At 63.0% G+C, this 13,806-nt stretch carries 16 protein-coding genes; 9 read left to right on the forward strand and 7 right to left on the reverse strand.

The features are described 5' to 3' along the window. Nucleotides 1–35: 35 nt before the first annotated feature. Nucleotides 36–1,031: an aldo/keto reductase gene (locus ACT53S_RS01130; protein WP_476065627.1), complete on the reverse strand. Its 996-nt coding sequence runs from the start codon at nt 1,029–1,031 to the stop codon at nt 36–38. Between the two features lie 142 nt (nt 1,032–1,173). Here ACT53S_RS01130 and ACT53S_RS01135 point away from each other — a divergent pair, with 142 nt between their 5' ends. Then, complete coding sequence (locus ACT53S_RS01135) at nt 1,174–2,064, forward strand: LysR family transcriptional regulator (RefSeq protein WP_476065628.1); 891 nt, start codon at nt 1,174–1,176, stop codon at nt 2,062–2,064. Between the two features lie 6 nt (nt 2,065–2,070). Here the strand turns inward: ACT53S_RS01135 and ACT53S_RS01140 are convergent, their stop codons facing one another. The 4 genes from ACT53S_RS01140 to ACT53S_RS01155 form a co-directional block, all read right to left on the reverse strand. Next, on the reverse strand, nt 2,071–2,523 hold the full coding sequence (locus ACT53S_RS01140; protein ID WP_476065629.1) for an N-acetyltransferase family protein: 453 nt from the start codon (nt 2,521–2,523) through the stop codon (nt 2,071–2,073). Then, nucleotides 2,520–3,470 (reverse strand): aldo/keto reductase, encoded by a 951-nt coding sequence (locus tag ACT53S_RS01145; protein ID WP_476065630.1) that lies wholly within the window; start codon nt 3,468–3,470, stop codon nt 2,520–2,522. Before ACT53S_RS01145 ends, ACT53S_RS01140 begins: the two co-directional genes overlap by 4 nt. 108 nt (nt 3,471–3,578) lie before the next feature. Beyond that, nucleotides 3,579–4,547 carry a GlxA family transcriptional regulator gene (locus ACT53S_RS01150; RefSeq protein WP_476065631.1) on the reverse strand — a complete coding sequence of 323 codons (969 nt, stop codon included), beginning with the start codon at nt 4,545–4,547 and terminating at the stop codon, nt 3,579–3,581. Nucleotides 4,548–4,557: 10 nt separating this feature from the next. Then, a complete protein-coding gene (locus tag ACT53S_RS01155) occupies nt 4,558–5,118 on the reverse strand; it encodes an isochorismatase family protein (protein WP_476065632.1) in 561 nt (186 codons plus the stop codon). 193 nt (nt 5,119–5,311) lie between these two features. Between ACT53S_RS01155 and ACT53S_RS01160 the strand changes: the two genes are divergently transcribed. Further along, nucleotides 5,312–6,298, forward strand: a complete 987-nt coding sequence (locus ACT53S_RS01160) for a Gfo/Idh/MocA family protein (protein WP_476065633.1) — start codon at nt 5,312–5,314, stop codon at nt 6,296–6,298. Between the two features lie 14 nt (nt 6,299–6,312). On the opposite strand, the gene ACT53S_RS01165 is transcribed toward ACT53S_RS01160, so the two are convergent. Then, entirely contained in the window at nt 6,313–6,687 is a 375-nt protein-coding gene (locus ACT53S_RS01165; protein ID WP_476065634.1) for a GtrA family protein, read from the reverse strand. Further along, entirely contained in the window at nt 6,684–7,721 is a 1,038-nt protein-coding gene (locus ACT53S_RS01170) for a glycosyltransferase (RefSeq protein WP_476065635.1), read from the reverse strand. The genes ACT53S_RS01165 and ACT53S_RS01170 overlap by 4 nt, the downstream gene beginning before the upstream one ends. 155 nt (nt 7,722–7,876) lie before the next feature. Between ACT53S_RS01170 and ACT53S_RS01175 the strand changes: the two genes are divergently transcribed. The 7 genes from ACT53S_RS01175 to ACT53S_RS01205 all read left to right on the forward strand — a co-directional run bounded on the left by ACT53S_RS01175 (nt 7,877) and on the right by ACT53S_RS01205 (nt 13,752). Beyond that, complete coding sequence (locus ACT53S_RS01175; RefSeq protein ID WP_476065636.1) at nt 7,877–9,703, forward strand: hypothetical protein; 1,827 nt, start codon at nt 7,877–7,879, stop codon at nt 9,701–9,703. 74 nt (nt 9,704–9,777) lie between these two features. After that, on the forward strand, nt 9,778–11,388 hold the full coding sequence (xseA, locus tag ACT53S_RS01180) for an exodeoxyribonuclease VII large subunit (protein ID WP_476065637.1): 1,611 nt from the start codon (nt 9,778–9,780) through the stop codon (nt 11,386–11,388). Next, on the forward strand, nt 11,388–11,987 hold the full coding sequence (locus tag ACT53S_RS01185; RefSeq protein ID WP_476065638.1) for an NAD(P)H-dependent oxidoreductase: 600 nt from the start codon (nt 11,388–11,390) through the stop codon (nt 11,985–11,987). The genes xseA and ACT53S_RS01185 overlap by 1 nt, the downstream gene beginning before the upstream one ends. A 244-nt stretch (nt 11,988–12,231) precedes the next feature. Next, a complete protein-coding gene (locus ACT53S_RS01190; protein WP_069042173.1) occupies nt 12,232–12,441 on the forward strand; it encodes a cold-shock protein in 210 nt (69 codons plus the stop codon). A 131-nt stretch (nt 12,442–12,572) separates the two neighbouring features. After that, nucleotides 12,573–12,794 carry a hypothetical protein gene (locus tag ACT53S_RS01195; RefSeq protein ID WP_113375726.1) on the forward strand — a complete coding sequence of 74 codons (222 nt, stop codon included), beginning with the start codon at nt 12,573–12,575 and terminating at the stop codon, nt 12,792–12,794. Between the two features lie 26 nt (nt 12,795–12,820). After that, on the forward strand, nt 12,821–13,201 hold the full coding sequence (locus tag ACT53S_RS01200) for a DUF6481 family protein (RefSeq protein WP_476065639.1): 381 nt from the start codon (nt 12,821–12,823) through the stop codon (nt 13,199–13,201). Nucleotides 13,202–13,398: 197 nt separating this feature from the next. Further along, on the forward strand, nt 13,399–13,752 hold the full coding sequence (locus tag ACT53S_RS01205) for a hypothetical protein (protein ID WP_476065640.1): 354 nt from the start codon (nt 13,399–13,401) through the stop codon (nt 13,750–13,752). The last annotated feature ends 54 nt before the right edge of the window (nt 13,753–13,806 follow it).

Raw genomic sequence — 13,806 nt, forward strand, 5'->3', positions numbered from 1 at the left:
GAGAGAGGGGACGCAGGCGCCGTCCCCGAAGGGCGTCAGCGACCCGCCATCTTCGCCATGGACTCGTTGTATCGGGCGCCAGCCACCTTGTCCGGGGCGATGATCGCACCGAGATGGGCCAGATCCTGGGGCGACAGCGGGATCTCCGCGGCCGCGACATTGCTTTCCAGATTGGCAATCTTGGTCGTTCCGGGGATCGGCACGATGAAATCGCCCTGTGCCAGCACCCAGGCAAGTGCCAGCTGACCTGCAGTGACACCCTTTTCGGCAGCCATCTCTTCCAACGCCGTGACCAGCGCCAGATTGGCGTCAAAATTTTCCTGGTCGAAGCGCGGCAGGCCGCGACGGAAATCATTGGCGCCGAGCTTGCCGAGATCCTTCAGAGCACCCGTGAGCATACCCCGCCCCAGCGGCGAGAAGGGGACAAAGCCGATGCCGAGTTCGCGGCAGGTGTCGAAAACGCCATTGGTCTCGGGATCGCGGGTCCAAAGCGAATATTCGCTCTGGATGGCGGCGATCGGATGGACGGTATGGGCGCGGCGCAGGGTCTGAGCGCTGGCTTCAGAAAGACCGAGCGCGCGGACCTTGCCCTCCTTCACCAATTCAGCCATGGCGCCGACGGTCTCCTCGATCGGCACGTCGGGATCAACGCGGTGCTGGTAGAAGAGGTCGATCACATCGACCCCGAGCCGCTTCAGCGAGGCCTCCGCCACGGCACGCAGATGCTCCGGCCGGCTGTCCAGGCCGGACGGACGCGCGGCCTTGGCCTCGTCGCCGATGCTGAAGCCGAACTTGGTGGCAATGAGCACCTTATCCCGATGTTTGCGAAGAATCTTGCCGACGAGTTCTTCATTGGTGAAGGGGCCATAGACTTCTGCCGTATCGAAGAAGGTGATGCCCAGATCGACGGCGCGATCGACCAATGCTTGTGCCGAAGCTTCGTCGATATTGGTGCCATAGGCATGGCTCATGCCCATGCAGCCGAGCCCAAGGGCGGAAGGGTTGAGAGAGCCGAGATGACGCAATTGCATGATGACCTCCTTCAAGGAGTTTTTGGAGAATGAAGATAGCAGGCCAGTCAGGGCCGGCAAAGCAGACACAGCCAATCTAGGGCGATGGATCGCTTCGGAAAACGGGTGCAAACGATGATGACTTGTTCTAACATTTAGAACAATGAACCGGACTCAACTCTCGCAGCTGGCCGTTCTCGCCGCCGTCGCAAGGCATGGAAGCTTTCGCGCGGCAGCGACGGAGCTTGGTATTGCACCCTCGGCCGTCAGCCATGCCGTCTCGGCGCTGGAAAACAGTGTCGGCCTGCGTCTCATCGCGCGCACCACCCGGAGTGTGGCACCCACCGAAGAGGGGCGGCGCCTTCTGGCGGTGCTGATGCCGGCTCTGGGGGATATCGATGCCGCCCTGACGGCCTTGTCCGATGTTCGCGCCCGCCCTGCCGGCCCCTTGCGCATCACCATGCCTCTGCTGGCCGCCCGCCACGTGATCGCCCCGCGCCTCGGCGAGTTTGTCCGCCTCTATCCCGACATCGAGTTGGAGATCGTCACGGACGACCGTTTCGAGGACATTGTCGAGAAAGGGTTCGATGCCGGCCTGCGGCTGGGAGAACATCTGGAAGCGGACATGGTCGCAGTGCGCGTCAGTGGGTCGTGGCGCGGTGCGGTCGTCGGCGCACCCGGCTACTTCGAGGTCCGGCCGAAGCCTGTGCACCCGCGCGATCTCGCTCACCATACCTGCATCCGCCGACGCTTCTCCAGCGGCACAATCTACCGCTGGGAATTCGAGAAGGACGGCCGGGCGATTTCTGTGGATGTTCAGGGTGGCCTGATCCTGTCGGACCAGGGGCTGATGCGCCAAGCGGCGTTGGATGGGGCAGGGCTCGCCTACATCTTCGATGCCCGCGTCGAGGCAGACATCGAAGCCGGGCGGCTGGTCCGGGTCCTTGATGACTGGTGCCCGCCCTTCGATGGTTTCTCGATCTATTATCCGAGCCGCCTGCAGATGCGTCCGGCGCTGCGGGCCTTCGTCGATTTCTTCCGCTGGCGTGGCTGACGGCGCTCAGCCGAGTTTCAGCCGGTAGCGTACATGCCCATCTTCCGGGGCATAGGTGTCGTAGAGTTTGCGCGCCGTCGCATTTCCGCGATCGCTGTGCCAGTAGAGCCGCGACCAACCCTTTGCCTTGGCAATCGCGATCAGGTCGTCGATCAGCGCCCGGCCCAGGCCCCGCCCGCGGAACCTCGCGTCCAGGAACAGGTCTTCCAGATAGACGTCGGGTGTCATGACCCAGGTTGATTCGTGGAAATGGTGGATGGCGAAACCGGCGAGAACGCCGTCGACCTCCGCCACGCGCATGGCGACGCGCGACGAAGGGTCGAGGATGCGGCCCCAGGTATGGGCCGTCACCGACTCGGCCAATTCGACCTTGTAGAAGGCGAGATACTGGGCCCAGAGCGCGCGCCAGCTCGCCTCGTCGGCGGGGTCTGCGTCACGAATGTTGAATGCCCGCTTCACACGGAAGCCTCCGTGAGATGCCGGACCTGAGCCTCGGTGAGTGCAAGCTGTCCGGCCGCGATCAGGCTCTCGAGCTGTCGCAGGCTCGTGGCAGACGCGATCGGTGCCGTAATGCCGGGCTGTGCGGCGATCCAGGCGATGGCGACAGTCGCCGGGCTGGTGTCGGTTTCAGCCGCCACGGCGTCGAGCGCGTCGAGGATGCGGAAGCCACGATCATTGAGATAAGGCTCCATGTCTTCACCACGCGCCCGGCCTTCGGTGTCGGCGGCGTTGCGATACTTGCCGGTCAGGAAACCGGAGGCGAGTGCGTAATAGCTGATGACGCCGATCTCCTCCCGCTGGCAGAGCGCGGCCAGTTCGCCCTCGAATTTCGAACGGGTGTAGAGATTATATTCCGGCTGGATCACGTCGTAACGGCCGACACCGGCAGCCTTGGCGGCATCGAATGTCGCCTGCAACTGTTCCGCATCGAGGTTGGAGCAGCCGATCGCCCTGACCTTGCCCTGTTCCTTGAGCCGGGCAAAGGCCGTCAGGCTTTCCTCGTCCGAGGTTTCCGCGTCGGGCCAGTGGGCGAGGTAAAGATCGATATAGTCGGTCTGCAGGCGGCGCAGCGAGTCTTCAACCGCTTGCGCGATCCAGCGGGCGCTGAGGCCCCGGCGCTTTTCGCCCAGGTCCCCACCGACTTTTGTGACGATGACCGCATCTTCGCGGCGCACGCGGCCGCGCTTCAGCCAGTTTCCAATGATCGTTTCGCTCTCGCCGCCGACATTGCCGTCTGCCCAGCTCGAATAGATGTCAGCCGAATCGATCGTGTTGAAGCCGGCATCAAAGAACCGGTCGAGAAGCGCGAACGATGTCTTCTCGTCGGCGGTCCAGCCGAAGACATTGCCGCCGAAAACGACGGGAGCGATCGAAAGGCCGGTACGGCCGAGGGCACGTTTCTGCATGGAAAGCCTCAAAGGGTGGTGGGAACGGCATCGACAGACGCTATCAAGCGTAAGCGCGAGGTTCCATTAAAATCGGGGATGGCCTCGAAATGAAAGGCACGGATGGCGTCATTCTCCAGCCTTGCGAAACACGCTGGGGGAGACGCCGTGATGCTGAACAAAGATCCGGCGCATGTGACGCGAGGAGGCGAAACCCGCCCGCTGCGCCAGGCTTTCCATGTCCAGCCGGGATTGCTTCAGCAGTTCCTGCGCAAGCGTCACCCGCATCAGGTTGACATAGTCGACGACGGACAATCCGACATGCTCTCGAAACAGGCGCGACAGGTGCCGCTCGCTCAAATGCGCGATCCCGGCCAAACCCGGCAGAGACCAGTCGCGGGCCGGATCGGCCATGATCGCATCCTGCGCGCGGTGGATCGCCGGATGGATGTGGTTGCGGCCCGAGAGCCAGGGCGACATCTGCGGGTCCTGGCCGCTGCGCCGGAGATAGATGACCATTTTCCGCGCTGCGGCGAGCGCCGTCTGGGGAGAGGCAAAGCGACCGACGAGATGCAGCATCAGGTCGATCCCGGTCGAGATGCCGGCGCTCGAAAAGCGGTTTCCGTCCTCGACATAGAGACGGTTTTCCAGGACGCGCGCCGTCGGCGCGAGAGAACGCAGCTCCTCCAGGCATTCGGCATGGGTGGTGCACTGATAGCCCTCCATCAGCCCGGCGGCGGCGGCAAGCAGTGCGCCGGAGCAGATGGTCGCGAGCTTCGTATCGGTGCGCACGGTCGCCGAAAGCCAGCGTTTCAGCATCTTCAGTTCGGCCTGGCGCGCGATCTCCGCCATGCCGACCGTGAGGCTGCCGGAGATGATCAGCAGAGCATTGTCCGGCAGGCTGTCGGGCAAGGGCTCGAGCCCATCGAGCGCAAGTCCGATCGAGGTCTGCTGCCGAGGTTTCACCGAGATGTAGCGATAGTCGAAACGCACCCGGTCCTGTTCCTGGTTTGCATAGCGCAGCACCTCAAGTGGACCGGCGATGTCGATCAGCAGGGCGTCGGGCGGAACGAGGATGAAGACCGGGACTACGTCCATCGTATTCCTCTCAGGCGGCGGCGGAAAGCGGCGCGAGCGCCTGATCAACCGTGACGATGCGGGCGAAGCGTTTCGAAAGTACCAGCTCCGTGCGCATCCGGATCTCCTCTGCGCTGAACACCCGTCCGGAAGAATGCGTCATCGGGAAGGTGAGTGTCGCCTCGGTGACGAAGTCGACATCGAAGCCGAGGTCGGAGGCGTGCCGCGTGGTGGTCTCGCAGCATTGCTCGGTGCGGATACCGGAGACGATCATGCGGCGGATGCCCTTCTCTCGCAGATAGGCTTCAAGCCCGGTGCCGACGAGCGCCGAATGCACGCCCTTGTGAAACGTGACATCGGGGGCAATCGAAATCTCCGCGAGCGTCCGCACAAGGCCGCTTTCCAGCGTGAAGGGGGCGTCGGCATCGACATGGAAGATCTGGACAACGGGCATGCCGGCGGCCTTCGCCCCGTCGATCAGCGCCTGCTGGCGGGCGAGATAGGCAGGCAGTTCGGAAGCGTCCCAGTAGGAGGCGTGGCGGAAGCTCTCCTGGACGTCGACGACGATGAGGGCGGTGTCGGAAGCGGACATATCTGTCTCCTAAAGTTGCGATGGAGACTAGCATAAACCTCTGTATTTCTGCCACCATGTGCGCCTCGGACGAAAAGCGGACGTTTTAGGCCATTTGAGAGTGGGTCGAGCTGGGGCGACCGGCGTGAACGCCGTTGCGCCCCGTCGGTCCTTCCCCTAATGTCCGCCCCGACAATTTCAGGGAGGATGAGAGATGCTGCGTTTCGGAATTCTGTCGACGGCCAAGATTGGCCGCGAACTCGTGGTACCGGCGATCCAGGATGCAGAAAATGCTGTTGTGACGGCTGTCGCCAGCCGCGATCTCGCCAAGGCCCGCGAGATGGCCGATCGCTTCTCGGTTCCGCACGCGTTTGGCTCCTATGAGGAGATGCTGGCTTCCGACGTGATCGACGCCGTCTATATTCCGCTGCCGACCAGCCAGCATGTTGAATGGGCGATCAAGGCGGCGAATGCCGGCAAGCATGTGCTGTGCGAAAAGCCGATTGCCTTGAAGGCGGACGAAATCGACGCCATCATCGAAGCGCGCGACCGCAACAAAGTATTGGTGACGGAAGCGTATATGGTGACTTACGCACCGGTCTGGCTGAAGGTGCGCGAATTGTTGAACCAGGGTGCCATCGGTACGCTGAAAATGGTGCAGGGCTCCTTCACCTATTTCAACCGTGACCCCGGCAACATGCGCAACATTCCCGAACTCGGCGGTGGCGCTCTGCCGGACATCGGCGTTTATCCGACGATCACCACGCGCTTCGTCACCGGCAAGGAGCCGATCCGCGTCCAGTCGACCATCGAGCGCGATCCGGAATTCGGCACGGACATCTATGCGAGCGTGAAGGCCGATTTCGCCGATTTCGAGCTGAACTTCTACGTCGCGACCCAGATGGCCAACCGTCAGTTGATGGTCTTCCACGGCACGGACGGTTTCATCGAGGTGAAGTCGCCTTTCAATGCAGACCGCTGGGGTGCCGAAGAGGTCGAACTGACCAATCGCAGCCACAACGTCTCGCAGATCTTCCGCTTCCCCGACAGCCGTCAGTACAAGCTGGAAGCGGAAGCCTTCGCCCGCGCTGTCGAGGGAACGACGGGCGAGGTGGTATCGCTGGAGAATTCCAAGCTGAACCAGAAGCTGATCGATGCGATCTATCGTGCGGCGGATAAGGACGGCTGGGAGGCGGTGTAAGCCGAGCCTTCCCGTTACCGACGGAAGACATAGCGCGAATAGCCGAAAAAGCTGAACAGCATGGCCGCGATCGACGCGGCCACGAGGGCGGCATAGGGGCTGAGCAAGGGCGCCATGAGCAGCAGCCCCGCATAGACCCCGTAATTGACCAGGGATGTCACCAGCCCGATGAAGCCGTAGCGGAACCCCTCCACCACGATCGACCGCGCAGAGGCGCCGAAGGTGAAGTGGCGATTGAGCAGCCATGTGGTCGTCATGGCCAGAGCAATGGCGATCACGCGACCCGACAGGGGACCGAGCGGCGTATAGGTGAGGAGCAGCCACAGCACGCCGGCATCGACAAGAAAACCGGTGGCGCCGACGACGGCGAAACGCAGGAACTTTTTCATGCCGCCTGCGAGCTGTCGCCCCGGGATGCAGCACCTGTGGTGGCCGCGTTCCTCGTGGCGCTGGCTTTGATCTCGCTGGCGCGGGGTGTCGGAGAGCGGATGAGCGTGGGCAGCGTCAGATAGTGGATCCGCAGCTGTTCGGCCCGGGAGCGGGCAAGCGAATCGAGGATCAGCGCCGCAGTAAACGACAGGAATGACATCATCATCAGCGCCATGGCGGCAATCCAGGTCGGCATGCGCGAGACGAGCCCGGTCGTGAAGAACTCGTAGAGGACGGGCGTCATGAAGCCGAGGCTGAGGCCCATGAGAGCCGCTGCGATCAGGCCGAAAAAGGCGAAAGGTCGCGTTTCCTTCATCAGCATGGCGAACATCCAGAGGATCTTGAAGCCGTCCTTGAAGGTCGACAGCTTCGAATGCGACCCTTCGGGTCGGCGACCGTAATCCAGCTCGATTTCGCAGACCGGCAGCTTCAGCCGCGATGCATGCACCGACATTTCCGTCTCGATCTCGAAACCGGCGGAAACAGCCGGGAAGCTTTTCACGTAGCGACGCGAAAAGGCGCGGTAGCCCGACAGGATATCGGTGAAGTCATTGCCGAACAGCACACGGTAAAGCCCGTTGAACAGCCGATTGCCGAAGGCGTGGCCGTTGCGACCGGCATCGTCGTGCACGCCCCGCCGCGTGCCCACCACCATGTCCACCCTCTCGGTGATCAGCGTGCGGATCAGCTCTTCCGCATCGGCCGGGCCATAGGTTCCGTCACCATCTGCCATGATATAGATGTCGGCATCGATATCGCAGAACATGCGGCGCACCACATGGCCCTTGCCTTGGCGCCGTTCGCGCACGACGGTCGCACCGGCCAGCATGGCGGTCAAAGCGGTGCCGTCGGTGGAGTTGTTGTCATAGACATAGATCCGCGCCTCCGGCAGAGCCGTGCGAAAGTCGCGCACCACCTGTCCGATCGTCGCCGCCTCGTTGTAGCACGGCAGCAGAACGGCGATTTCGGGAGAATGAGGGGCCTGACCATCCATGGGGAACTACCTGCGGGCGCTCTGGAGATCCTTATGGTCTCCTCCGGCTTTACTATTTCTTGAGAAGGTTAAGGCTAGGTTTCGCGCGCGCATCATCTTCGAATGATCGCACCGAGCCAGCCGATGCGCCGGGTCTTTGAAGAAACGGGGGATCCATGGTCGATTTGTCCGCACCGTCGTCCGGCAAGGATCAATCGAGGGCGACATGGCCGCTCTGGGTCGCTTTCTACAGTTTTGCAGCCATCGCCTTCATCGCTCTCCTCAACCTCCCCGGTGCCGTCGATTATGTCGGCGCCGACAACGACGACGTCATGCGCCTCGTCGAGGTGCGCGATCTGCTTGCCGGCCAGTCCTGGTTTGATCTGATGCAGTATCGCCTGGGTCTGTCCGGCGGCACGCTGATGCACTGGTCGCGTCTGGTCGATCTTCCGATTGCACTTCTGATCCGCCTCTTTTCGCAAATGGTCCCGGTCCAGCAGGCCGAAGCCCTCGCGCTCCTCGTCTGGCCCTTGTCGCTGGTGGTCCCGCTGATGGCGGCCATGGCGGTCGCAGCCCGGCGGATCGGCAATGCGGTGACGGAGCACATCGTCATGCTTCTCACCATGGTCTTCTGCATCACCAGCAACCGCTTTCTGCCGGGTGCGATCGACCACCATAATGTCCAGATGGTGCTGGCCGCGATCATGGCGGCTGGCCTGCTCGATCCTGCCCGCCGTTGGGCAAGTCATGCGGTCGCGGGTTTTGCAGCCGCTGTGGCAATCGCCATAGGCGCGGAGACGACGCCGCTCGTGGCGGTCGCCTGCGCCGCAGTCGGGCTGCTCTGGCTCGTGGAAGGTGTCGCTTACGCGGCCGCCATGCGCGCCTTCTCGCTGACGCTGCTGCTGTCGCTGTCTGCGCTCTTCTTCGCCACCGTGCCGCCCATCCGGTACGGCGTCGTCACCTGTGACAGCCTGTCGCTCGGTTTCTATGCCATCGTCGGGATTGGCGCTGCCGCCCTCTTCGCGGCGAGTTATCTCGGTGCGGGCTTGCGTCTGCGTGCGGCGGCCATTGTCGCGACGGGCGCTCTCGTGCAGATGACGGCCGTGGTGATCGCGCCGCAATGCCTGCAAAACCCGCTCAACGAACTGGACCCTCTGCTCAAGACACTCTGGCTGGACGGCGTCATTGAGGCGCAGTCGTTCTATCGGCAGCTTCAGGTCGATCCGGAAGGCTTCGGTGGCTTCTATGCAGTCGGCTTCTTTGGTGTTTGCGTCTGCCTCTTCCGCATCCTCGGCCGCGATCGTGTCCGCAGCCATGCCATCCTCCTCGCTCTCCTGGGTGTCAGCTTCCTGGTCGGCATGGTGCAGGTGCGCGGTACGACCTTTTCCAACCTCTACGCCATTCTTCCCCTCGGCCTGCTGATTTCCGATCTGCGTCGCCACGCCAATGAGCAGCCGGAACATCTGGGTGCCGGCCTTCTCTTCGCGCTGACCGCGATCCTGTCCGTGCCCAGCGTCTGGGCCCTGGGCGGTGTTTTCTTTGTGGAAGGCACGGCCGGTGTGACCGCGCGCATGAAGTCACTCGTCGGGTCCAGTCAGATGACACAGAACGCAACGGTCGTTTGCGATACGCCCGCAGCTTACGCCACACTGGCCAGCCTGCCGCCAACGACGGTATCGGCGCCCTCGGACATGGGCCCGGAAATCCTCCGGTTTACCCGACACAGGGTGCTGGCGGGCCCCTATCACCGCAACCAGGGCGGCATGCTGACCGAGCTGCATATTGGTCTTGCCGAACCGGATGAGGCGGCGGCTTTTCTGCGCGGTGCAGGTGTCGGCATCCTCGCCTTCTGCCCCGATTTCCTGCAGTCGGAAAAGATCGCGCGGATGAAGCCTGATGGCCTCTATGCAGAGCTGCTGAAGGGCAAGGTTCCGGCCTATCTCACCCCTGTCCCGATCAACGGGCCATCGGGATTGCAGATCTTTACCGTCAAGCTGCCCTGATCATTGCCGGGGAAACCGGGCAGGCCGCGAAGGCACGGGCTGATCTTGGCCCCGATTTCCGCTAGGGAAGGGGCATGAGCAATTTCTTCGACAACGATTCGCCGACGAACCTGACCGAGTTCTCCGTTTCGGAACTCTCGGGCTCGATCAAGCGCACCATCGAAACCTCCTTCGATCACGTGCGGGTGCGCGGCGAAATCTCCGGCTATCGCGGCCCGCATTCTTCGGGCCACGCCTATTTCAGCCTGAAGGACGACAAGGCCCGCATCGACGCGGTGATCTGGAAGGGCTCCTTCTCGCGGCTGAAATACCGCCCGGAAGAAGGCATGGAAGTGATCGCCACCGGCAAGGTCACGACCTTCCCCGGCTCGTCGAAATACCAGATCGTCATCGAGCAGATGGAGCCGGCGGGCGCCGGCGCGCTGATGGCCCTGATCGAGGAGCGTAAGCGCCGCTTTACGGCGGAAGGTCTCTTCGACCCTGCCCGCAAGCAGCTCTTGCCCTTCCTGCCCAAGGTGATCGGCGTCGTCACCTCACCGACCGGTGCCGTCATCCGCGATATCCTGCACCGCATCTCCGACCGTTTTCCGGTCCATGTGCTGGTCTGGCCGGTCAAGGTTCAGGGTGAAGGCTCCGGCGATGAGGTGGCGAACGCGATCCACGGCTTCAACGCACTGGGTGAGGGCGGGCCGATCCCCCGTCCCGATGTGCTGATCGTGGCGCGCGGGGGCGGCAGCCTCGAAGATCTCTGGAGCTTCAACGACGAGGCGGTGGTGCGCGCAGCCGCCGCCAGCACCATTCCGCTGATCTCCGCCGTCGGCCACGAGACCGACTGGACATTGATCGACTACGCTGCTGATGTGCGCGCCCCGACGCCCACGGGCGCGGCGGAAATGGCCGTTCCCGTGAAGGCCGATCTCGAAGCGCAGGTGGCGACACTCTCTGCCCGCCTTTCCGGCGCGATGGTCAGGCAGATGGACAATCGTCGCCAGAACCTGCGCAGCCTCGTGCGGGCGCTACCTTCCCTCGATCAGTTGCTGGCTCTGCCGCGACGTCGGTTTGACGAGGCGGCTGCCGGCCTTGGCCGTAGCCTCGAACTCAACACCATGAACAAGCGCCGCAGCTTCGAGCGTGTGGCGGCGAAACTTTCGCCCGACATGCTGGCACGCCGGCTGGTGGAGCGCAGGCAGAAGCTGTCGGAAAGTGGTGTCCGCGCCGAACGCGTCATCGAGCGGCTGATCGAGCGCAACAAGGCGCGGCTCGGGCGTTTCGACGCGACGCTGACGGCGGTCCCGGCGCGGCTGACGGCGATGATGGAACGCTCGAAGGACAGACTGGAAAGCTTGGGTCGCCGGGCCGACAGTGCTGTCATGAACGATCTGCGACGCGCCCGCCAGGCGCTGTTGGCTCAGGACCGTGTGCTGCAGTCGCTATCTTACAAGAATGTGCTGGCCCGTGGTTATGCCGTGATCCGCGACGAGCATGATCGCCCGGTTTCGCGTGCCGACGGTCTGGCCCACGGCCAGGCGATCGCGATCGAGTTTGCGGATGGCCGCGTGGCCGCTGTCGCCGGCGAAGGTGTATCCCCGCCGGAACCGTCAGCGCCGCAGCCCGCGCGGACCGCGCCTGCACCGAAGCCTGCGCGCAAAAGCGAGCCGCCGGCCGGGCAGGGGAGCCTCTTCTGATGGCACGCCGCTTCCTGGTCGTGCTCGCCCATCCGCTGCCGGATAGCTTTGCGGCCTCTGCGGTAAGAGCGGTGGTCGCGACGCTGGAAGGACAAGGCCACGAAGTCGATCTGCTCGATCTCTACGCCGAGGATTTCGATCCGCGCCTGACGGCCGCCGAGCGCGCCGCCTATATGGAGCCGGGTTACGAACCACCGGAAGACGTCTCGGGCATCGTCGCGCGGCTGAAGGCGGCTGATGGCCTGGTGCTCGTCTTTCCGCAATGGTGGTTCAATCTGCCGGCGATCATGAAGGGCTTCATCGACCGCATCTTCGTGCCCGGCGTCGCCTTCGAGCACGACAAGGCTGGCGGTCGCATCGTGCCGCTGATGACCCATATCAAGGCCTTCTGGGTCGTGACCTCCACAGGTTCCCCCTGGTGGGTGGTGCATCTCTACATGGGCAATCCGGTCAAGCGCATCCTGAAGCGCGGCGTGGCGGCCTTTTGTGCCAAGTCTGTCGACTTCCGCATGCTGTCGCTGCACGACATGGACCGGGCGACGGAGGCGAAGCGCAAGCGCTTCCTGGCCCGGGTCAGGGCAGCGATCAGCGCTGTCTGAAACAGGCGTCGGCGTTGCGGTTGCATTGCCGAAAATTACACTTTTGATTGAGAAATCGAATTGACTGAAAACCGATGGTTGACTTTCATTAGGAAGACCTCTATGTATGCTCCATCGATGTTTGCTTGCTAGCTTTGGTTACCGCGCGGAACAGCCCGCGCCCTGTCGAACCTTCCTTTCAAAAATCGTTATCTCCGCAGCGCATCCGCGCTGGGGCACTCTATGCGCTATGAAAGGGTTCATCATGACCACTGGCACAGTAAAATGGTTCAATTCCACCAAGGGCTTCGGCTTCATTCAGCCTGACAATGGCGGCCCGGACGCCTTCGTTCACATCTCCGCCGTCGAACGGTCGGGCATGCGCGAAATCGTCGAAGGCCAGAAGCTTTCTTACGACATGGAGCGCGACAACAAGTCGGGCAAGATGTCGGCCTGCAACCTGCAGGCGGCCTGATAGATCCGGGATCCGCTTTCCTTTGACCACGGATGTACTGGCACTGTTGAAGGCATGATCCCATCGAAGGTCAGGCGGTTCGCCTGGCCTTTTTTTATTGCCCGCAAGGGCCGGCTCCAGAAGGAGACCCCATGACTGAAAACCACACAAAATCGCGCCACACGGCGGAAATCGCATTTGCAAAGACGCAGTCGCAATTTCTCGCACGTGGTCGTGCCATCGATGAACAGGATGCTCTGACCGCAGCACGCGACGAGAAGACCGCACGCCTGCGCGAGGCACGCCTCAACCGGGAGCGCGAGACACGCGAGCGTGCAACGGCGGCCTTGCTGGCCAAGCGCGCGCGCCCCTGACGTCAACTCAACAGATCGGAGCACCGATGAAGTTTACCCGAGATCATGGCCTGGCCGAGCGCCGCACGACGGCAACCGACGCCAAGGCCGCATTGCTGGCCGCTTGCAAGGCAGCCCATGCTGCGGCGGACCCGGAGCGGGAAGCCCGCATGGCCGAACGTGCCGCGCGCGCCGAAGAGCGCACCCGGCGCCATGCTGAACGCGATAGGCTGAAGGCCGAGGAAAAGGCCCGTGCCGAGCAGGAGGCCCGTGAGCGCGAAGAAGCGGCGATCGCCGCAGCGCGCGCTGAACAGGACGCGCGCGAACAGGCCGAAGCATCAAGGATCAGCCGCGTCGTCGAAGACGAAGCCGCACGCAAGGCCGAGCGCGACCGTCGCTACGCCGCCCGCAAGGCGCGTCAGGGCTGAGTTCACCGTCCGGTTCGGCTGCCCTCGTTGCGCGAAACGAACCCCTGGAGATGGGGTCCGCCCCTCACTGCTCCAAAATCAGTTGCGCGCAATTGATCAACCTCATGTGATTATACTAGACAACGATCTTCATCGTCGCCACATGGGGCGCTGAAACCGGATGTCCTCCCAAGCGACCGGTAAAACGGAGTATGATCATGATGAAGAAAGTCATTCTGGCCGCAGCCTTGGCTGCAGCAGCCTTTGGCACAGTTCCCGCGAATGCCGCGACCTATGTCGAGGCCGGCGGCTGGACGCCGCGGGAAATCCTGTTTGGCAAGCAGTACAATGGCAATGTCACCGCCATCCGGGTCGACCTCGGTGGCTTCGACCGCCACACCTATCCGATGCAGGCAATCCACCCGACGGGCAACAGCCTGCGTTTGGCCCAATCGGTCGTGGCGGAAGATCCGAGCCTTGTCGCGGCACTCCAGGTGCGCGGCATAGCACAGCACAACGTGCTGTGGGTCCAGACCGCGCTCAACGGCGGCAAGATCGTCTACTACCGCTGAGCCGCGCACGCCTCCAAAACAAAACCCCGCCCTGGCGACAGGACGGGGTTTTTT

The sequence above is a fragment of the Allorhizobium sp. DMC15 genome, from assembly GCF_056314065.1.